Source organism: Huintestinicola sp. (genome assembly GCF_050874005.1).
In the GTDB taxonomy this organism is placed as follows: Bacteria; Bacillota; Clostridia; order Oscillospirales; family Ruminococcaceae; genus Huintestinicola.
Genome location: NZ_JBNMJV010000041.1, coordinates 1 through 19,744, shown reverse-complemented (window position 1 = coordinate 19,744; position 19,744 = coordinate 1). Strand labels below are relative to the sequence as shown.

The 19,744-nt window shown below is 45.4% G+C and carries 20 protein-coding genes and 1 riboswitch; of the genes, 10 read left to right on the top strand and 10 right to left on the bottom strand.

The genetic code is table 11. The annotated features are described in order from the left end of the window. Positions 1-218 precede the first annotated feature (218 nt). Positions 219-917, top strand: coding sequence for a LysR family transcriptional regulator (locus tag ACR0QN_RS11770; protein ID WP_432651405.1), 699 nt, complete (start codon positions 219-221; stop codon positions 915-917). A gap of 127 nt (positions 918-1,044) precedes the next feature. Here ACR0QN_RS11770 and ACR0QN_RS11765 read toward each other — a convergent pair whose 3' ends face one another. After that, positions 1,045-1,959, bottom strand: a complete 915-nt coding sequence (locus ACR0QN_RS11765) for an AEC family transporter (RefSeq protein WP_432651404.1) — start codon at positions 1,957-1,959, stop codon at positions 1,045-1,047. A gap of 288 nt (positions 1,960-2,247) precedes the next feature. Between ACR0QN_RS11765 and pfkA the strand changes: the two genes are divergently transcribed. The 7 genes from pfkA to ACR0QN_RS11730 all read left to right on the top strand — a co-directional run bounded on the left by pfkA (position 2,248) and on the right by ACR0QN_RS11730 (position 9,226). Continuing rightward, the gene (gene pfkA, locus ACR0QN_RS11760; RefSeq protein WP_432651403.1) at positions 2,248-3,213 is read left to right on the top strand and encodes a 6-phosphofructokinase; all 966 of its coding nucleotides are present in this window, start codon (positions 2,248-2,250) and stop codon (positions 3,211-3,213) included. Positions 3,214-3,227: 14 nt separating this feature from the next. Next, a riboswitch (THF riboswitch) is annotated at positions 3,228-3,336 on the top strand. A gap of 82 nt (positions 3,337-3,418) precedes the next feature. Next, complete coding sequence (locus tag ACR0QN_RS11755; protein WP_432651402.1) at positions 3,419-4,063, top strand: folate family ECF transporter S component; 645 nt, start codon at positions 3,419-3,421, stop codon at positions 4,061-4,063. A gap of 8 nt (positions 4,064-4,071) precedes the next feature. After that, entirely contained in the window at positions 4,072-4,869 is a 798-nt protein-coding gene (gene proC, locus ACR0QN_RS11750) for a pyrroline-5-carboxylate reductase (protein ID WP_432651401.1), read from the top strand. 63 nt (positions 4,870-4,932) lie between these two features. Beyond that, on the top strand, positions 4,933-5,550 hold the full coding sequence (locus tag ACR0QN_RS11745; RefSeq protein ID WP_432651400.1) for a hypothetical protein: 618 nt from the start codon (positions 4,933-4,935) through the stop codon (positions 5,548-5,550). Positions 5,551-5,558: 8 nt separating this feature from the next. After that, complete coding sequence (locus ACR0QN_RS11740; RefSeq protein WP_432651399.1) at positions 5,559-6,443, top strand: YesL family protein; 885 nt, start codon at positions 5,559-5,561, stop codon at positions 6,441-6,443. Positions 6,444-6,644: 201 nt separating this feature from the next. After that, on the top strand, positions 6,645-6,911 hold the full coding sequence (gene rpsO, locus ACR0QN_RS11735; protein WP_432651398.1) for a 30S ribosomal protein S15: 267 nt from the start codon (positions 6,645-6,647) through the stop codon (positions 6,909-6,911). Positions 6,912-7,090: 179 nt separating this feature from the next. Next, positions 7,091-9,226 (top strand): polyribonucleotide nucleotidyltransferase, encoded by a 2,136-nt coding sequence (locus ACR0QN_RS11730; RefSeq protein ID WP_432651397.1) that lies wholly within the window; start codon positions 7,091-7,093, stop codon positions 9,224-9,226. Between the two features lie 34 nt (positions 9,227-9,260). Here the strand turns inward: ACR0QN_RS11730 and ACR0QN_RS11725 are convergent, their stop codons facing one another. The 9 genes from ACR0QN_RS11725 to rapZ all read right to left on the bottom strand — a co-directional run bounded on the left by ACR0QN_RS11725 (position 9,261) and on the right by rapZ (position 18,056). Continuing rightward, positions 9,261-12,701: a DNA polymerase III subunit alpha gene (locus ACR0QN_RS11725; RefSeq protein WP_432651396.1), complete on the bottom strand. Its 3,441-nt coding sequence runs from the start codon at positions 12,699-12,701 to the stop codon at positions 9,261-9,263. 36 nt (positions 12,702-12,737) lie between these two features. Then, a complete protein-coding gene (locus ACR0QN_RS11720) occupies positions 12,738-13,442 on the bottom strand; it encodes a hypothetical protein (RefSeq protein WP_432651395.1) in 705 nt (234 codons plus the stop codon). Positions 13,443-13,468: 26 nt separating this feature from the next. Further along, on the bottom strand, positions 13,469-14,407 hold the full coding sequence (gene whiA / locus ACR0QN_RS11715) for a DNA-binding protein WhiA (protein WP_432651394.1): 939 nt from the start codon (positions 14,405-14,407) through the stop codon (positions 13,469-13,471). A gap of 39 nt (positions 14,408-14,446) precedes the next feature. After that, positions 14,447-14,776 (bottom strand): hypothetical protein, encoded by a 330-nt coding sequence (locus ACR0QN_RS11710; protein WP_432651393.1) that lies wholly within the window; start codon positions 14,774-14,776, stop codon positions 14,447-14,449. A gap of 26 nt (positions 14,777-14,802) precedes the next feature. Continuing rightward, on the bottom strand, positions 14,803-15,171 hold the full coding sequence (locus tag ACR0QN_RS11705) for a YkvA family protein (RefSeq protein WP_432651407.1): 369 nt from the start codon (positions 15,169-15,171) through the stop codon (positions 14,803-14,805). 92 nt (positions 15,172-15,263) lie between these two features. After that, positions 15,264-15,680 carry a GNAT family N-acetyltransferase gene (locus ACR0QN_RS11700; protein ID WP_432651392.1) on the bottom strand — a complete coding sequence of 139 codons (417 nt, stop codon included), beginning with the start codon at positions 15,678-15,680 and terminating at the stop codon, positions 15,264-15,266. Positions 15,681-15,708: 28 nt separating this feature from the next. Continuing rightward, positions 15,709-16,323 carry a DUF6796 family protein gene (locus ACR0QN_RS11695; RefSeq protein ID WP_432651391.1) on the bottom strand — a complete coding sequence of 205 codons (615 nt, stop codon included), beginning with the start codon at positions 16,321-16,323 and terminating at the stop codon, positions 15,709-15,711. 15 nt (positions 16,324-16,338) lie between these two features. Beyond that, a complete protein-coding gene (locus tag ACR0QN_RS11690; RefSeq protein WP_432651390.1) occupies positions 16,339-17,157 on the bottom strand; it encodes an endo alpha-1,4 polygalactosaminidase in 819 nt (272 codons plus the stop codon). A gap of 32 nt (positions 17,158-17,189) precedes the next feature. Beyond that, a complete protein-coding gene (rapZ, locus tag ACR0QN_RS11685) occupies positions 17,190-18,056 on the bottom strand; it encodes an RNase adapter RapZ (protein ID WP_432651406.1) in 867 nt (288 codons plus the stop codon). Between the two features lie 168 nt (positions 18,057-18,224). On the opposite strand from rapZ, the gene ACR0QN_RS11680 reads away from it, so the two are divergent. After that, the gene (locus ACR0QN_RS11680) at positions 18,225-18,731 is read left to right on the top strand and encodes a GNAT family N-acetyltransferase (protein ID WP_432651389.1); all 507 of its coding nucleotides are present in this window, start codon (positions 18,225-18,227) and stop codon (positions 18,729-18,731) included. A 39-nt stretch (positions 18,732-18,770) separates the two neighbouring features. Next, entirely contained in the window at positions 18,771-19,511 is a 741-nt protein-coding gene (locus tag ACR0QN_RS11675; RefSeq protein ID WP_432651388.1) for a GNAT family N-acetyltransferase, read from the top strand. The last annotated feature ends 233 nt before the right edge of the window (positions 19,512-19,744 follow it).

The window sequence follows — 19,744 nt, the reverse complement described above, 5'->3', positions numbered from 1 at the left end:
GTATTTTTGAGATATTAAAGACTGTTAAATCAGGAATCGGGAGGTTCTTTGCCTTGCCGCAAAACGATGGGCAATTATCTTTGTTTTCCTGTTATGAGGTTTCTCGGCTGAATTTTGGGGAAACTTAAATTACCTCCGTATTGAAATTTTATTGTAAATATGATATAATATTGCTTATAATAAATAGCTTTAAAGCTATATGATCGTGGGGATATTATATGGAATTCTTGCAGATAAAGTATTTTCGCATTATCGCCGAGACCGAAAATGTATCAAAAGCGGCTGAACGGCTTTTCATCGCCCAGCCATCATTGAGCCAAACCTTAAAGCGGCTTGAAGACGAGCTTGGCGTTCCGCTTTTTGACAGAAACGGCAGGAAGATCACTCTTAACAAAGCAGGAAAAATATTTCTGAAATACTGCGATGAAATTACCGTTTCTCTTGAAAATGCCCGTCTTGCAATAGAGGAATACAAAGGCTCGGAAACAGCAGATGTCAACATCGAAGTTCGTTCCGCTTCGCTTCTTATTCCCGATATTATCAAAAAGATACGTGAAAAGGACGCCCGGATAATGCCGCATATTTTCCAAAGCGGCTGTAATGATGCCGATTTGCAGATTTATTCGGATATATCCGAACACAGCGGTTCGTCAGAGCTTCTTATGAGGGAGCCTTTGGGAATCGTTATACCCGAAGCTCATCCTCTTGCCCGCAAAGCCGAGATATACCGCCGTGATTTTGAGCAATGCCATTTTATAAGCCTCAGTCCCGAATGCAGCCTGTATAAAATTATATCACACTTTTGTGAAAATGCAAATTTCCGGCAGAATATCTCGACCTATGTGGACTCTCCGGCGTTAATGCGTGAACTGCTGAAAATGGATATTGGCGCAGCTTTTGTTCCAAAGTATACCTAGGCGGCACTTTTCGGAGACGGTCTGATCTTCAGAGAAGTTTCCGATATGCCTATGGAGCGTTTCGTACACCTTTCGGAAAACGAAAAGAAATATGCGTCCGAAGCGGTAAAAAAATGCCGTGATACGATTATGGGATATTTTGCAGAATACGCTCGGAAATGCCGATGACCAGGGGCATTGTTATCACGCAAAGCAAGGTGCTGAGCACTATTTCACGTACAGCTTTTCTGTGATCTCCGCCGTGTATCTGTGCATAGACCGCCACATTTGAACCCACAGGCGCTGCAGCAAGAATTATAACTGTCAGCCTGAGGATATTATCGCCAATCGGGAGCACCGCAAGCAGAACTGCCGTGAGCAGGGGGATGACAAGCAGCCTTACAGCGGAAACGGCATAGCTGTATTTATCCGTAAAAAGCTCCTTAAAAGAGACCTGTGCAAGATATGCTCCTACTGTGAGCATTGCTATGGGAGCGTTCATCTGTGAGATCGTTCCGATAATTTCGGATATAAAAACAGGCAGCTTAAACGGCAGGATAAACAGTATGACCCCAATGAAAAAACTTACCATTACGGGATTTAGAAATATCTTTTTTACGGATATATCCGACTTGTTTCCGGTTATAAGAAATACGCCGTATGTCCATTGGAGGATATTCAGAACAGCCACAAAAGCTGCGGCGTAATAGACGGCGTCCTGTCCTATGACCGAGGCGATAAGAGGTATGCCCATAAATCCCGCATTTGAAAACGCTGCTCCGAAGCCTTCTATGGGCATTTTTCCACCAAAAAAAGCTCTCGAAATTATCACAGACAAGGCAAGTGCCGCTGCCGCCGCCAAAAACGACAGGAGCAGCCCTTTTGCTTTTTCCCGGGAATATTCCATATTGTATGAATTTATGATCGCTGAGGGCAGTATAACGTATACAAGCAGCTTTCCTATGTCCTTTGCTCCCTCGTCCGATATGATACGGTTTCTGTAAAGGATAGATCCGGGTATCATATATGCAAGCATTACAGCTATGCGGTTTAAAATTATCAAGGACATTATCTCATCACCCCGAAAATATAATAGCATAATATTTATACTTTGAGAAATATTAAAATTTGATAAGTATATAGATCATATGCTATATAATAGAAAGCACTTTTTTATGCACTTTAATCGAAAAAAATTATTATCCGAAAAATGGTTGTTAAATTTTATAGAAAATGTACAAATCCTCTTGACAAATTTTGCAGATGAGTGTAAAATAAAAGGGTAAGCGTTTAGCTGTTTACAATGGAGTTGATCGGGTAAGCCCGAGAAAAAATATCGGAGGAAAGAATTATGCAGAAGGCTATTGGTGTTTTAACAAGCGGAGGAGACGCTCCCGGAATGAATGCAGCTGTCAGAGCCGTAACAAGAGCCGCTATCAGAAAGGGATACCGTGTTATCGGTATCCAGAGAGGCTATAACGGACTTCTGAACGGCGAATGCGAGGAACTCAGCTGCCGTGACGTTTCCGACATTATCCAGCGCGGCGGAACAATTCTCTACACCGCAAGATGTAAGGAATTTATGCAGGAGGAATACGTTAAGAAGGCTGCTGATAAGTGCAAGGAGCTTAATATGGAAGGCCTCGTTGTTATCGGCGGCGACGGTTCGTTCAGAGGTGCTGCAGACCTTTCAAGGATCGGCGGTATCCGCTGCATAGGTCTCCCCGGAACAATTGATAACGATATCCAGTGTACAGACTATACTATCGGCTATGATACAGCAATGAATACAGCTCTTGAGATGATCGACAAACTGAGAGACACCAGCCAGTCCCACGACAGATGCTCTGTCGTTGAGGTAATGGGCAGACACGCAGGATGGATAGCTCTTAATGTAGCTATCGCTTCGGGCGCTATCGCCTGCATTACCCCCGAAATGCCTTATGATATCAATGCAGTCGCTGACAAGATCATCAAGGCTCACGAGGCTCAGAAGGAGCACTTTATCGTTGTAGTTGCCGAGGGCGTAGAAAATTCCGAAGGCATTACAAAGCAGATAAACGAGCTTACAGGCATTGAGACCAGACTTACAGTCCTCGGTCACGTTCAGAGAGGCGGTATGCCTACTCTCAGAGACAGAGTTGCTGCAAGCCAGATGGGTTATCACGCTGTTGAGCTTATCGACAGAGGAGTTACCAACAGAGTTGTCGGTATGAAGGACAACAAGATCATCGACGTAGATATCCAGGAGGCTCTGGCTATGAAGAAGCCCTTTGATACAGAGCTTTACAGAGTCTGCAACGAGATCACATTCTAAAAAATCATCCGCATTACAGAGTAGGCGGCTGTGCGTATAGTGTCCCGACGACGGGGAGTTGCGTCGGGAACGAAATGCTTTGGATCTTCCATAGCTGCGGTACAGTCTCCGCATCCCGCTGAATGCATTATAAAAAGAGGCTTTTCATTCTCTTTAAATAATGCAGTTAGCAAGTTGTTTTGCATTATTTTAAGGAGGTCATATAATGAAAAGCTTTTTTAATTTATTTATCGATTCGGCAAAATCTCTGAAAAATCTCAGGACCCTCGCAACCACAGGAATGCTGCTTGCAATGGCGATAGCAATACGTTCCCTTGCCATTCAGGTAACACCCGATCTGCGTATCGTTTTCACCTGTATCCCGATCAGTCTCATAGGTCTGCTGTACGGACCCGTTGTCTGCGGAATGTCCACCTTTGCTCTTGACCTTATTGGATTTCTTATCGACAACAAATCCGCCCGTGGCTACAGTATAGAGCTTGCAATGGTTGTTATCCTTTCGGGTATCCTTTACGGCATTTTCCTCTATAAGCAGACTGTCAAGCCTCAGTGGAGTGACCTGTTAAGAGTGGCTCTTGCGAGATTTTGCGTAATTTTCATCTGTAATATCTGTCTTAATTCCTATTTCCTGTACACACTTTATGTAAATCCCGATTTCACCCTTCTCGGTGCGACCGAGGATATGAAAAACGCCTTTGCGGTGTGGATAACGCCCAGAGTTGTGAAAAATCTGGCGCAGTTCCCTGTGGATTTTGTTCTGCTTGCGGCGGTGATACCTGCGGCGCAGGCGGCATATACAAAGGTAAGAGCGCAGTACAGCAGGAATGACAGAAAGCTTTCTGAAAGGTAATGATGTAAATGATAAAGGTTGGTTTCATAGGCACAGGCAATATGGGCGGAGCCATAATCCGAGGCATACTTTCCCATTACGGCGAAAACGCAGAGATATGTGCCTACGACCCCGATAAGGCAAAGCTTTCCGAACTGGAAAAGTCGGGAGTGAAAGCGGCTTCTTCCGAAGGAGAGGTCTGCGAAAAGTGTAAGTACGTATTTCTTGCTATCAAGCCTCAGATGTTTGATTCGGTTCTCCCTAAGCTTGCTCCTTCGGTGAAGGAGGATAACGTTATCGTCTCCATCGCTGCAGGCATTACCGAAGAATATATCGCAAAAATGACCATAGAAAACGTCCGCACAGTCATTGTAATGCCCAATACTCCCTTCCTTTTAGGCGAGGGTGCGACCGCTCTTGCCAAAGGTAAATTCACCTCAGACGAGGAATTTGGCGTGGTAATGGATATCTTCTCCACAGGCGGCATTGCAAAGGTAGTTCCTATGGACAAGATGAAGGAGATAATCGCCATAAACGGCAGTTCTCCTGCGTTCATCTATCTTTATGCCAAGGGCTTTGTGCAGTACGCAGAAAGCGTGGGAATTGACGGAAAGACCGCTCTTGAGCTGTTTGCAAAATCTCTTATCGGCTCTGCGAAAATGCTCACCGATTCGGGCAAGACAGTTGACGAGCTTATAAAAATGGTGTCCTCTCCCGGAGGAACCACTCTTGCAGGTCTTGACGGTCTGTATGAGGGCAAGCTTACAGACGTTGTTATGGATTGCTGCGAGAGATGCACAAAGAGAGCCTATGAGCTTTCAAAATAAAGAATGAAATCTCATTCGTCCGCATAGATTATACTAAAATAAAATCAAAGGACGAATGATAATATGACCGTAAATGTTCAGAAAAGGCGAAGCTACAGGATAAAAAGGGTGAGCCGTCCGGCTCCCCGGCGAGATATTTCTCCTGCCGGGCGTATCTATATGCTTCTTACGGCAGTTTCCGCAGCAGGCGTTTTTATCGGCGCTTTCTCGGGGATAAATTCGGCGGCGCCATTTGCCCTCAGAGCGGAAAACAGCTTTTCTGACAGCTTTTTTGGCAGTCTTGCGGCGGTTATGCTTTATGTTGCTGTATTTTTCTTTGCAGGCACTTCATCGGCAGGCTCGGTCTGCGGATATCTGCTATGTCTCTTTAAGGGAATGGGCGCAGGCTTTCTGTCTGCGGAGATATTCCGCTCGGGACTTATTTCCGTAAACATATCCGAGGCTTTGAATGTGCTGCCCTATGAGGCGGTCAGTACGGCGGCGGTTATCTTTGCCGCAAGAGAAAATATCAGAATGTCCCGTCTCATATCCGAAAAAGCTTTCGGTAAACCAAGCGGCGGTGGAGACAGCACAGACTGTCTCAGGCTTTACTTGATGAAATTCGGCGTAATAACGCTTCTTGCCGTTGGGGCGGCGCTTATTGACGGCTTAATGGCTGTCATTGCGGGGAATATGCCGTAAAGGCGAAAATGAAAGGAAGTTTTAGATTGTCATTTTTAGGCTTTGGAGCCGACTATGAAAAAGCAGGCTCAGGAATATCCAAAAACGCCCCTCAAAAAAAGCCGTTTTTCCGGTTCTGCGAAATGTATTTCGGCAGATTCTGGAAAATGCTGAAGCTCAGTATGCTGACATTTCTCTTTTGTATCCCCATTGTGACCATAGGTCCTGCAATTGCGGGAATGACCAAGGTTTTGAGGACTTATTATCTTGATAAGGATACATTTATCTGGCACGAATTCTGGAAGGGCTTTTCACAGAACTGGAAAAAATCTCTGCCCGCAGGACTCATTGACGTGCTTTTCGGAGTATCTCTTATCTGCGCTCTGAATGTATATCCGGCAATGGGAGAGCAGGCTGCTGCTGCAGGAGGCAGCAGTACTCCTTTTACAATATTATGCGTAATATCCGTAAGCTTTGCTCTTACGGTGCTTATGATGAATTTTTACGCAATGCCGATGATAGTTGCAACAGAGCTTTCCTTTAAAAATATAATCAAGAATTCCTTTTTCCTCACCTGTCTGGGACTGAAAAAGAACATTATAACCCTGCTTATTGTTCTTCTCACAGCAGGCTTTATAACCATCTGCTATCTTGTAAGTCCTGTTTCTCTTTTGCTGATACCCGTATGGGCAATAAGCTTTCTGGGATTTGTGATAATCTTCAACTCCTATCCTCTCATTCAGAAATACGTCATCGACCCCTTTTACGAGGAGCAGGGCAAGGATAATCCCGAATATGATTACTTAAAGCCTCTTGATGAAGATGAATCCGTATTCACCGACAAGGGCGGCGAGGAGGCCCCCATTGAGGGAAAAAGCGCTAAAAAGAAGAAAAAGGGCAAAACTATCTCCTGATATTGGTCAAAAATCTCCGATTTCAATAAAAAATTTCAAAAAAACCCTTTACAAAGAGGAAAATATGTGATATAATACTATTGTTGTGCATTGAATTGCACAGCATAACTACCCCTTAACTAAGCTTACGGGTAAAGCCCGTCAGGGAAAATGCCTGCCGTATGCCCGGTGAGGGGAATATTTTAAAGAGGTGTATTTATTATGATGCTCAAGGAAGAAAAGAACGCTATTATCGAAGCAAACAAGCTCAGCGAGAACGACACAGGTTCTCCCGAGGTTCAGATCGCTATCCTCACCAAGAGAATTAACGACCTCAACGCTCATCTCAAGAACCACCACAACGACCACCACTCCAGAAGAGGTCTTCTCAAGATGGTAGGTCACAGACGTAATCTGCTTGCATACCTTCAGAAGAAGGACATCAACAGATACCGTGCAATCGTTGAGAAGCTGGGTCTTCGTAAGTAATCTTTCAAAAATCCTCAAGGCAGACTGCAGGGGCATTGTTCCTGCGCTGCCTTTTGGCGTTTTGAGTAATCACAAAAGGCGGTCGTTTAGCATTAAATCGGGTGTATAAGCGCTTTGTTTGTATATCGGATTTATTGCTATACATACCGCCTTAACACAAAATTATGGAGGTATAACCGATGAACAAGATGAAAACCTTTGACAATCACAGAGTTTTTAAAACTATGTTTGCAGGCAGAGAGCTTACCGTTGAAACAGGCAAGACCTGCGAGCTTTCCAACGGTTCCTGCTGGGTAAAATACGGTGAGACTGTCGTAATGGCAAACGTTACCGCCAGCGTTAAGCCCAGAGAGGGCATTGACTTCTTCCCTCTTTCCGTTGACTATGAGGAGAGACTTTATTCCGTAGGAAGAATTCCCGGTTCCTTTATGAAGAGAGAGGGCAAGCCCTCCGAAAAGGCTATCCTCACTTCCCGTGTGGTTGACCGTCCTATTCGTCCTCTTTTCCCCAAGGATATGAGAAACGACGTTTCCGTTGTAATGACCGTCCTTGCTGTTGACCCCGACAATTCTCCCGAGATCGTAGGAATGATCGCAACCTCTGTAGCTATTTCCATTTCCGACATTCCCTGGAACGGTCCTATCGGCGGTATCAGCGTAGGACTTGTTGACGGAGAGATCGTTCTTAATCCCACTCTTGAGCAGAGAGCAAGAAATGACCTTAACCTTACCGTTGCAGGTACAATGGACAAGGTGGTAATGATCGAGGCAGGCGCAAACGAAGTAGACGATGACACAATGCTTGAGGCTATCATTAAGGGTCACGAGGAGATCAAGAAGATAGTTGCCTTCATCAACGATATCCGTTCCCAGATAGGCAAGAAGAAGTTCGAGTTCGAGTCAATGGAAGTTGACCACGATATGTTTGACGCTATCGATGAATTTGCTGCTGACCGTGTAAAGGTCGCTCTCGATACCGACGACAAGAACAAGCGTGAGGAAATGCTCAATCCCATCAAGGACGACATTCACGCAAAGTTTGACGAGATTTATCCCGAAAAGACCGCAATGATAGACGAGTGCATCTACAAGCTCCAGAAGAAGATCGTTAGAAACTGGCTTTACGAGGGCAAGCGTGTTGACGGCAGAGGTCTTGATGATATCCGTCCTCTCGCTGCAGAAGTAGGCGTTCTTCCCAGAGTTCACGGTTCGGGTCTTTTCACAAGAGGACAGACTCAGGTCCTCACCGTTGCAACTCTCGGCCCCGTAAGCGACGCTCAGAAGATAGACGGCCTTGACGAGGAAGACACCAAGAGATATATGCACCACTACAACTTCCCCTCCTATTCTGTTGGCGAAACAAAGCCCTCCAGAGGTCCCGGCAGACGTGAGATCGGTCACGGCGCACTTGCAGAGAGAGCACTTGAGCCTGTTATCCCCTCTGTTGAGGAGTTCCCCTATGCGCTGAGACTTGTATCCGAGGTTCTTTCGTCCAACGGCTCCACATCTCAGGGCTCCATCTGCGGCTCCACACTTGCTCTTATGGACGCAGGCGTGCCCATCAAGGCTCCCGTTGCAGGTATCTCCTGCGGACTTATCACAAGAGATGACGGCAGCTTCCAGACAATGGTAGATATCCAGGGCCTTGAGGACTTCTTCGGCGATATGGACTTCAAGGTAGGCGGCACAAAGAAGGGTATCACCGCAATCCAGGTCGATATCAAGGTTGACGGACTTACCTACGACATCATCAGGGAGGCATTTGCAAAGACCCACAAGGCAAGAGATTATATCCTTGACGAAGTAATGCTCAAGACAATTCCCGAGCCTCGTGCAGAGGTGGGCAAGTACGCTCCCAAGATGCTCCAGACTAAGGTTCCCGTTGATAAGATCAGAGAAGTTATCGGACAGGGCGGCAAGGTAATTCAGAAGATATCCGCAGACTGCCAGGTCAAGATCGACATTAACGATGACGGAAATGTATTCATCAGCGGTGTAGATATCAACAATGCACGCAAGGCTCTCCAGATCGTAAACACCATTGCCAACGATCCCGAGATCGGCGCTATCTACAGAGGCAAGGTCGTAAGACTTATGAACTTCGGTGCATTCGTAGAGATCGCTCCCGGCAAGGACGGACTTGTTCACATCTCCAAGCTCGACAAGCAGAGAGTTGAAAAGGTTGAGGACATCGTTTCCGTCGGTGACGAGATCGTAGTAAAGGTAATGGAGATCGACAATCAGGGAAGAATTAACCTCTCCCGCAAGGACGCTCTCGCAGATCTCGAAGCAAAGAAAAACAGCGCAAATCAGTAAAATATAAATAAATAGATACAGCAATAGCCGCTCATTAAACCTGAGCGGCTATTGCTGTATTTGCGTCTCCCGTTATCTTAAAAAGCTCTTCAATAAGCGAGGGCGTGACCTCGCAGGAGCGTATCTCTTTGTGTGCTATCGTTCTGTTTATGTCCGTAAATCTGAACATAACAGGGGAGCCGCCGGGGTGATCTCTTAGTATCTCCGTGCACTTTGCGATAATGTCCCTGTCGGTGCTTTTGCACCTGATAAAAAGCTTTGCACTCCTGCAGACCTTTTCTGAAAAAGCACTCTCGGGAATTATCCTGTCCGCTAAAATGTTAATGTCGCCGTCCCTGTTAAGAGAGGTTTTTCCCTCGATATAAAGCCGCTTTCCCTTTTGCAGGAGAGAAGCCGATGCGGCATAAACCTGAGGAAAGATCACCGCTTCCGCCTCTGTACTCATATCCTCAAGCACAGCAAACGCCATCTGAGCACCGGTTTTTGCGGAGTGCTGCTTGACCGAAGAGACCTGACATACAAAAGCTATCTTTGCTCCCTCTTTCATCTGCATTATTGCCGAAATATCGGGAAGCCGCAAAGCCTTTGCAATGAGCCGCAGATTTTTCAAGGGATGACCCGATATATAAATCCCAAGAATGTCCTTTTCCATTTCAAGCAGCTCGTCATAAGGATATTCCTCTGCAGGAGCAATCCTGCTTTCAGCGTCTGAGACCTCTGCAGTACCGTCTGAGAAGCCAAAGAAATCAAGCTGTCCCTCAATAGTGTTTCGGGAAATATCCGCCGCCTCGCCTGCGATAAGCTCGTAATTCTCCATCATCTGCCTGCGGTTAAGAGAAAATCCGTCCAGCGCACCGCATTTGATAAGACTCTCGGCACACCGCCTTGAAAATTCCTTGCCGCTCATTCGCCTGATAAGGTCGGTAAGATTTTTGAATTTCCCGTTTTTCTCACGTTCTGCAATTATCCCCGATATCACACCTCTGCCGAGATTTTTCGCCGCAAGAAGAGAAAAGCGTATGCCCTTGCCGTCGGGCAGGGGAGTGAAGCCCATTCCGCTCTCGTTTATGTCGGGGCGTAGAATGGGAATACGGTTTTTCTCGCAGTATGAGATGTATTCCATCAGCTTTCCCGTGTATTCGGTAAACGCCGTCATAAGCGCCGCCATATACTGTACGGGATAATGACAGCGAAGATATGCCGTCTGGAACGCCACCACCGAATAAGCCGCAGCGTGGGACTTGTTGAATGCATATGAAGCAAAGCCTGCCATCTCGTCAAAAACGCCGTTTGCCACATCTTCGGGAACGCCGTTTTTCACCGAGCCTGCCACAAAGACCTCACGCTCTTTTTCCATAACATCGTGCTTTTTCTTAGCCATAGCACGGCGTACAAGGTCTGCTCTTCCGTAGGAATACCCCGCCATTTTGCGGCATATTTCCATAACCTGTTCCTGATAAACGATACATCCGTTTGTGACATCAAGGATATCCTTTAAAATTGGGTGAGGATAGGTAATGCTCTCGGGGTGTGCCCTGTTGTGAAGATATTTGGGAATACTATCCATAGGTCCCGGGCGATACAAAGATACAGCCGCCGTTAGATCTTCAATTGAACGTGGTTTCATCTTCACAAGCAGCTGGGTGATGCCCTCGCTCTCAAACTGAAAAACGCCCATAGTATCCCCCAGAGACAGCATTTCAAAGGTTGCTTTGTCGGAATAGTCGATATTTTTCACCGAAAAATCAGGATATTTTTTCCGCACCTCTTTTTCGCAGTCGTGGATAACGGTCAGGTTTCTGAGCCCCAGAAAATCCATTTTAAGAAGCCCCACCTGTTCCAGAGCAGTCATTGTGTACTGCGTTGCGGTAACATCGTCACGGCACATCAGCGGCACATAATCGCTTACGGGAGCGTCGCAGATAACAACACCCGCAGCGTGAGTGGAAGTGTTTCGGGGCATACCCTCAATAGCCTTAGCGGTCTCGATCACCTCGTGAGCCTTGATATCGGTATCGTAAAGCTGTTTCAGCTCGGGAGAAACCTCAAGCGCTTTTTCCAGGGTCATATGAAGCGACTGAGGAATAAGCTTTGACACCGTATCGCCCACGCTGTAGGGCATATCCAGCACCCTTGCCACATCACGCACCGCCGCTTTTGCCGCCATAGTGCCGAATGTAACTATCTGTGCCACCCTGTCCTGTCCATACCGCCTTATAACATAATCAATGACCTCCTGCCGCCGTTCATAGCAGAAGTCGATATCGAAATCGGGCATTGAAACTCTCTCGGGATTTAAAAATCTCTCAAAAAGCAGCTTGTAGCGGATAGGGTCAATGTCTGTAATACCAATGCAGTAAGCCGCCAGAGAACCTGCACCCGAGCCACGTCCGGGACCAACGGGAATGTCCCTGCTTTTGGCATATGCAATAAAATCCCACACAATAAGGTAATAATCGGTGTATCCCATCTTAGTGATAACGCCCAGCTCATATTCAAGCCGTTCCTTTACCTCATCTGACGGCTCATTACCATACCGTTTCTTTAAGCCGTATCGGCACATATTGGTAAAAAATGTAATATTGTCCTCGCCGAACCGCTTTTTCTGTTCGGGTGATAAATCAAAACGGGGAAGCTTCAAAACCCCGAATTCCATTTTAAAGTCGCACTTATCCGCAATGACCGCCGTATTATCCACCGCCGAAGGAACACCTTTAAAAAGTTCCCTCATTTCATCCTCGCTTTTGAGATAAAACTCGTCATTGGGAAATGCAATGGGAATTTCCTCGTTCACCGTAGTGTTTGTCTGAATTGCAAGAAGAATACGCTGAGTTCTGGAGTCCTCTCTCCGCACATAGTGAGCGTCATTTGTGGCGGCAAGGGGGATACCCGTCTCCGAGGAAAGCCGCAGAAGCCCGGGAAGCACCTTTGCCTCCTCGGGAATTTTGTGGTTCTGCACCTCAATGTAAAAATTACCCTGCCCGAAAATCTCGTTGTATAAAAGCGCAGTTTCCTTTGCCTCCGAATAATCGCCCGAAGCAATTTTTCTCGGAATTTCACCTGCCACGCACCCAGAAAGGCAAATAAGCCCCTCCGAATGCTCCTTTAAAAGCTCAAAGTCAACTCTCGGCTTGCTGTAAAAACCCTCCGTAAACCCAAGTGAAACCATCTTGATAAGATTTTTATACCCAACCTCATTTCTGCAAAGCAGAATAAGATGATAAGGGCGGTACATAGTCCCCGCCGTCTTATCAAAACGGCTTCGGGGAGCCACATACACCTCACAGCCGATAATAGGCTTTATCCCCTGAGCAAGGCACTCGTTGTAAAACTCCACTGCCGCATACATATTTCCGTGATCTGTCACCGCAAGGGCAGTCTGTCCCATTTCCTTAGCCCTGCTCACCATATCCTTTATCCGACAGGCACCGTCAAGGAGACTGTATTCGCTGTGAACGTGAAGATTTATAAACATACAAATTTTCCTTTCAGAAAAAGCTTGCTCGTCTTGTCAGAACGGAAGAAGGAAAAGTGCCATTCCTCCGATAATAAGGCTTGCAAAATTTGCGCCGAATGCGAAAATAACACGCTCGACCTTTGTTCGCTCGGTAAACAATAAACAGTAAGCGTAAGATTCGATAATGAAAATGAGTATTTCAAGAAATATCAGCTCAACCATAAGAAAAGCGGTATTGGTTTCAGTTAAAATAATAATGTTGAGTGCTGCCTGAGTTATGATATTTACCAATAGAAATACCGCAATATCCCTTTTGGCTCTGAACCCGAAAAGCAGAAAAATAATACCCTCAATAATAAGCGTGAAGCTGACTCTTAAAAAAATGAGCAAGGGTACTCTCCACCAAGGCTGACCTGCGGAAAGCTCCATAGTTTTGTAATCAAGGACGGCATTATTATCATACCCTGAAACAATTTCTTCAGGCAATTCAACTGTCGTTTTCCTGCCCTCAGCTTCAACTGTAATATAAGTGTCTGACCGACCCTCATAAAATCTGAAAAGCGTATCCGAAAGCGAAAATTCCTTATAAGCTTTTTCAGAACCGTTTCCAAGATAAATTTCAATATCATCGGGAGCATTCAGAACAACAAGAGTGAACGAAGGCGGTGCAGCCGAATTTGCATAAACGGGAGCCGAAAATACCGCCGTAAAAAGAAAAGCGAATAAAACGAATAATATAGCATTTGCTCTTTTTGTCATAAAAACACCCCGTTTTCTGTCCGAGCTTATAACTGCTCTCTCTGACTTCTCTCCCGCCTGTCCCTGATAGATTCGGCTATCTCCATAAGCTTTTTCAGACGGTGATTAGCCCCCGACCGTCCCACAGGCTTGTCAAGCATTTCCCCAAGCTCTTTCAGCGAAACATCGGGATTTTCCAGCCTTATCTCCGCCATATTCCGAAGCTCCGGAGACAGGCTGTCCAGCCCGTCGGTGTTCATAATGTACTCAATGTCCTCGATCTGTTTTTCCGAAGCCTTGAGAGTTCTTTCAATGTTGGCAGCGTCGCAGTTGGCAATGCGGTTAGCCTTGTTTCGCACGTCCTTGAGGATTTTCACATTCATAAGCTCAATGGAAGAGTGTGTTGCACCCATAAGGGTGAGCATATCCTCAATATCCTCGCTGCCCTTGAAATACAGTACATAAACGCCCTTGCGCTCCACATATTTTGCCTTTATCCCAAGACTCTCGATAAGGTCACGCAGATCGGTGCAAAGTTCCTCATAGGGAACTGCAAATTCAAGGTGATATTCCTTGATAGGTTCAGTCATACTGCCGCAGGACAGAAAAGCTCCTGCCAAAAACGCAAAAACGTTGTTGTTGTGGATAACATCGTTCTGAATGCGGTGAATAAGACTTCGGCTTGAAATGCGGTAGCGGAAGATTATCTCTTCCCTGTCGCTCTCCTCGGAAACGGACAGGCTGTAAAGAACGGAGCCGTTCTTTTTGGGAGTTTCCGAAACGGATATCATATCTTTCCGCCCGATAACCTTGTCGGAAAGCTTTCTGAACATATCCGCCGCCAGCTTGTTTTCCGTCTGAAAGAGAATTTCGTCCGCCCCGAAGTGACGGCAGAACAAAAGCATACCGTACAGGCAGGCATATTCTCTGTCTCTGTCGGTAATTACCGAGCAAAGCTCCTCTTTAACATTTTGTGAAAATGACAATTTTATCACACCTTAATATAGTTTAAATTCCACAAATAGTTATATACCGAAATGAATTACCCACTTATTTTCGGAGTAAGCTTTTTGCAAAAGGGATTTAAGTTGGGATAATTCATAAATGTTGTCAATAACAGAAATGAAAGGCTCCATTGACGAGGGCGGAATAAGCGTAACTCCGCAATAGGCAATTCCCTTGCCCGGAACATCGGGAGTATGCCAAAAGAAGTCTATATCATCAAAGCTTGTAACAATATTTTCTAAATACTTGTCATCAACAGCTATGCAGTTATATTTCTGAGGTTCGTATTTATCATATCTTCTGCCTTTTTGAGGAGCAGTTTCCATAATTCCAAATTCGTGTTTTGCCATTATTTCATCTCCATAATTATCGGCCATTAAAACCAAACAGCTTTAATTATCAGCCATATTACCAGAAGCCAGATAATTACAATAGGAACAGCGTAATACCACTTTTTTGGCTTTCCGTCTTTCCATAAGCCTTCAGCTGGCTTGCGGTTCCTTTCCATAACATCTTCGGGTATCAGTTTAATAGTTAACGCAGCTAAAGCAGGAAGCAGAATAATATCATCCAAATAACCCAAAACAGGAATAAAATCGGGTATCAGATCAATTGGCGAAAGCGCATACGCAACTGTACAGCCTGCAAAAATTTTAGCTATTATTGGCGTATCCTTTTCCTTTAAAGCTAAAAATATAGCAGGAATATCTGTTTTTAGCTTTTTTGCTCGTTCTTTCAGATCCATCATTTTTCCTCCGCAAGCCCGATTTTTGTGGTTGATACTAAAAAATATCGCTTCACTCAAAGCTTCTGCACAAGCACGTCCGAAAACCTGACTTAGTCCACATGACACATCATTTTAAGCCGCTGTGCCTCATTAGCGTCAAACCCGAATTTCTCATAAAAGGGTATCTTATCCGGCTCAGCGCAAAGCTCCACAAAAATATCGGTCCCGCTGACGCCGTTTTCCCTGATGAATTTCAAAAGCTCGTTAATGAGGAGTCTCCCGATACCTCTTTTCTGATATTCGGGTCGTACAACAACGTCCTTGATGTAATAATCAAGCCCCATATCGCCTATCATTCTTGCCATAGCTACGACCTTGCCCTTGTCATATACGGAAACTCTGAATAAAGTGTGTCGCAAAGCAAGCTCGGTCTGCTCATAAGAAGGACCCTCTCCCCAGACCGTTTCCCAGAGCAAAATAAATTCCTCGGCAGTAAGCCCATTGTATTTTATGGTCAATTCGTTCATTGTCATTGCTCCTTATTTCAAATCGTTATCATATCAAAAACAGCAGCCCCAAAAACATCACCGCTCCCGCAATATTACCCTTTGCAGGCAGCTTGAAAGGGAGCAGAAGCACCATAATGACTAAGGTGTTAAAAATACATGCCCACGCAGGCAAAGTCGTGTTCCCGGATACTATCATAACAAAAAGCGTTATCATAAACACCAGCAAGCCTGCATAACCGAGAAACATAGCGGCACCGGTCTTTTTCTGAAATTCCAGAACAGCCTCTCTTGCGGTATTTGTCCGCCCGAGCCTTATGTACATCCATTCAACAGCCCCGCAAAACACGTGATGTGTCACAATGGGAATAAGGAAAATGACCGCAGAAATAAACATAATAACCGAAGCCGTATGTGAAAATGCGTCCATCCAATGGCTCAAACCGAAATACCCGAAGCTGAAAATTGTAATTGCAACTGTTCCGAGCAGAATTGATCTCAAAGGATTTTCAAGGGGCATATCTTCAAACATAGCGGACATTTTATCCGGGTCATTTAAATTTTTAAAGTCGAGCCTGCCTTTTTTGGAATAGATCAGAAAGCAGTCCGATACTCCGCATAGTATCTGCCCGATGAACGCCAGGAGAATTGATATTCTAACCATTGTCATCACGTCCTTTTAATCAAGTTCAAGAGAATCTGCAAAAAAGCATTCATATCCCATTTTCCTGCAGTAATCGGTTATTTCATTGCGCAGCCCGGTGTCTGCACCATATTCGAGAATATATACTTTCAGACCGCTCCGACTGCACAGCTCAGCATATTCTTTGAAATATTCCCGTTCTTCCGCCGTTTGTTCTCCGAAGCTGCCGTTTTCAAAATCTATGGAAGTAAAGACTGTTTCCTGATTGACTGCTTTAATACAATCAGGCAGGGAATTTTCATCAATAGCTTTTCTGATGAACGAGTCTCCTCCATTCACCATAACATCTATTTCCCTGACTGAAAAAATATCAAAAATATCCATAAGTCCCAGGTATATTTTCTCATCGGGATAAACATAATACACATCTGCATTATCGGCAAATATTCCGTCTATGCCTTTATCGGCAAGCATTTCTGCCGTCAGAGCAATATGCTCCTGCCACTTTTCCGATGAAACATCGACCCACCTTTCGTCCTCCCAGTTTTCGTATGCCCCAAGTGTATACGGAAGAAACTGCTCATAATATTCACGAAATTCTTCAACAGCGCCGATATTCATATATGAATATATCTTAGCATTTCCGTTTCGGTGAATTTCCGCAATATCATCGGATGTTAAATTTTCAGCGTCAATAATAAGTACATCATACCCGCATATCGACAGAAGCTTATCCTCATCTGCTCCTATAAAAACGCCATATCTGCTATCGCCGCTTTGCACATCGGCTGAATTGTCTGTTATGCAGGAAGTAAGGACAACTGCGGCTGTTAAAATAGAAAATATTATTCTCATTCAAAAGCTCCGATATTTCAGCCTAAACCTGCTTACAGTTTCCCAACCTCAATATCCCTGTGTGTAACTCTCGTCCTCACGCCCTTCTCCTCAAGATAAGCGTGCATATTTTCCGCAAAAGTAACGCTCCTGTGCTTGCCGCCTGTGCAGCCGAATGCAATAACAAGAGAGGTCTTGCCCTCCTGCCTGTACAGCGGCAGCAGAAAATCGATCAGGTCAAAAAGCTTTTTTTCAAGCTCCCTTGACTGCTCAAAGCTCATAACATAGTCCCTTACACAGCTTTCAAGCCCCGTATGCTTTTTCAGCTCGGGGATATAGTAGGGATTTGGGAGACATCTCACATCAAGCACCAAGTCTGCCTCCCTGCACATACCGTACTTGAATCCGAAGGACATTACCTTTACCGCCATTCTGTCGTCGGGATTGTCCATAAACAGGTCTGTCACCGTATCTCTCAGCTGAGCCATAGACATATCCGTGGTGTCAATGTAATAATCCGCCGCCTCACGAATACTTGACAGCACCGCTCTTTCCTTGGTTATGGCACTCAGCAGACTGCCGTGACACTGCTCGTCCAGAGGGTGCCTGCGCCTTGTTTCCTTGTAGCGCTTTATAAGCACATCGTCCGAAGCGTCAAGGAAAAGTATCTTCACATCGGGACCCGAATGTCTCAGATACTCAAGCCCGCCGTCCAGCTGATAGAACATATCCCCCCCACGTATATCGGTAACAATAGCCACCTTGTCCATCTGCCCATTAGACTGTAGGCAGATGTCCGCAAATTTAGGTATAAGCTGTGGAGGAATGTTGTCAATGCAGTAATAGCCGATGTCCTCGAGAGCGTTCACCGCCCCCGATTTTCCCGAACCCGACAGCCCCGTAACGATAAGAAATTTCATAACCATTCTCCTATCCGCATATAGCAAGATCTTCTGTATATATATTACCACAAACACACATTTTTTTCAATACCCATTTTGAAGCTGTAAGAATAACAGCAGCTCACTTGACAATCTCCGAAAAATATGTTATACTAATCGCATTAGTTAGAGAGTAGGTGAACTGCAATGAACAATATCGCATATCGTCCCGCCGAAATGAGCGACCTGTCCGAAATAAGCGGACTTGTAAGCTCGGCAATACTTGAAATGGAGAGAAACGGCATATATCAATGGGACGAGCTTTACCCCACTCCCGAGGATCTTTCCGGGGATATATCCTGCGGCGAGCTTTACGTGGGAACAGTCCGTGACAAAATAGCCGTAATCTATGCCATAAACCAAAACTGCGACGACGAATATAAAAACGGAAACTGGCAGTACCCGAATGAACCCTTTTCGGTCATTCACCGCCTATGCGTAAGCCCCGAATTTCAAAGAATGGGCATAGCTGCAAAAACCGTTTCACATATCGAAAATGAGCTTCAAAAAGAGGGGATAAAAGTTATCCGCCTTGACGTTTTCACCGAAAATCCCTATGCACTCCGCCTATACGAAAAACTCGGTTTCAAGGAAACGGGAAAAGTAAAATGGCGCAAGGGGGATTTTTTTCTGATGGAAAAATACATCGGCTGAAAAACAAAACGATATACCCAAATGAAAGGAGACATTCATATGAACAAAACGCTTCAATATCAGCTTTCAAAGGACTATTGCTGTACCCCTGAGGAGGTGCTTTGCAGAGAAAATATCTTCACCGTTTATACCCCACTTGATGAGCGAAGAAGATTTCAGGAAAAAAGCGAGTGCTTTCTAAAGATATGCGCCGTAAACGGAAAGCTTCTCTTCACAGGCAGGGAGGATATAATTTCTGTCTGCCGTGAAAAATACGGAAAGTGGGACGGAGCCTGGTTTATGGAGGTGCAGACGGTCATTGAGCTTGAAAGCCTTATAAGGAAATACGGCTATAAAATAAAGCAGCTCCACCCCTTTTACATTTCCGAGGAAATAACGCCCCCCGCACCCTGTGATTTTGAAACAGTCTTCTATACCCAAAATGAAATAGAGCAGTTTCGTGACGATGACCGCTTTGACGAAGCCTATGCATTCTGCGAGGACACCCCCGATGTACTGGGCATAGCCGCCGTAAAAAACGGCAATATCATAGGAATGGCAGGAGCCAGCGCCGACAGCCCCTATATGTATCAGATAGGCATAAACGTCCTTCCCGACTATCGTGGAAAGGGCATAGGAGCACAGCTTGTGACCCTTTTAAAAAACAAGGTGCTTGAGCTTGGCAAGCTGCCCTTTTACGGCACCTCCGTCTCTCATATCGCCTCTCAGAAAACAGCAGTAAAGGCAGGCTTTATTCCTGCGTGGACAGAACTTGTTACAGAAAAAGAGGAGAAAGTTTGAAAATCAAAGATTTTCAAACCCAGCTTGTCGATAAAGTGGAGAAACGAAAAGAGTTGCACAAATAAACATAACACTAAAAGTTTCGCTCAAGCCTTTTCCAAAGGCTTGCAGGTTTCCAAAGGGCGGCGCCCTTTGGTCGCCCTCCGCAGAGGGCGAAATCCCCTTTTATCCTTCAAAAACGGTGCAAGGGGTGAGAAATGCGACAGCATTTCGAGGGGAGGCGGACACGACCG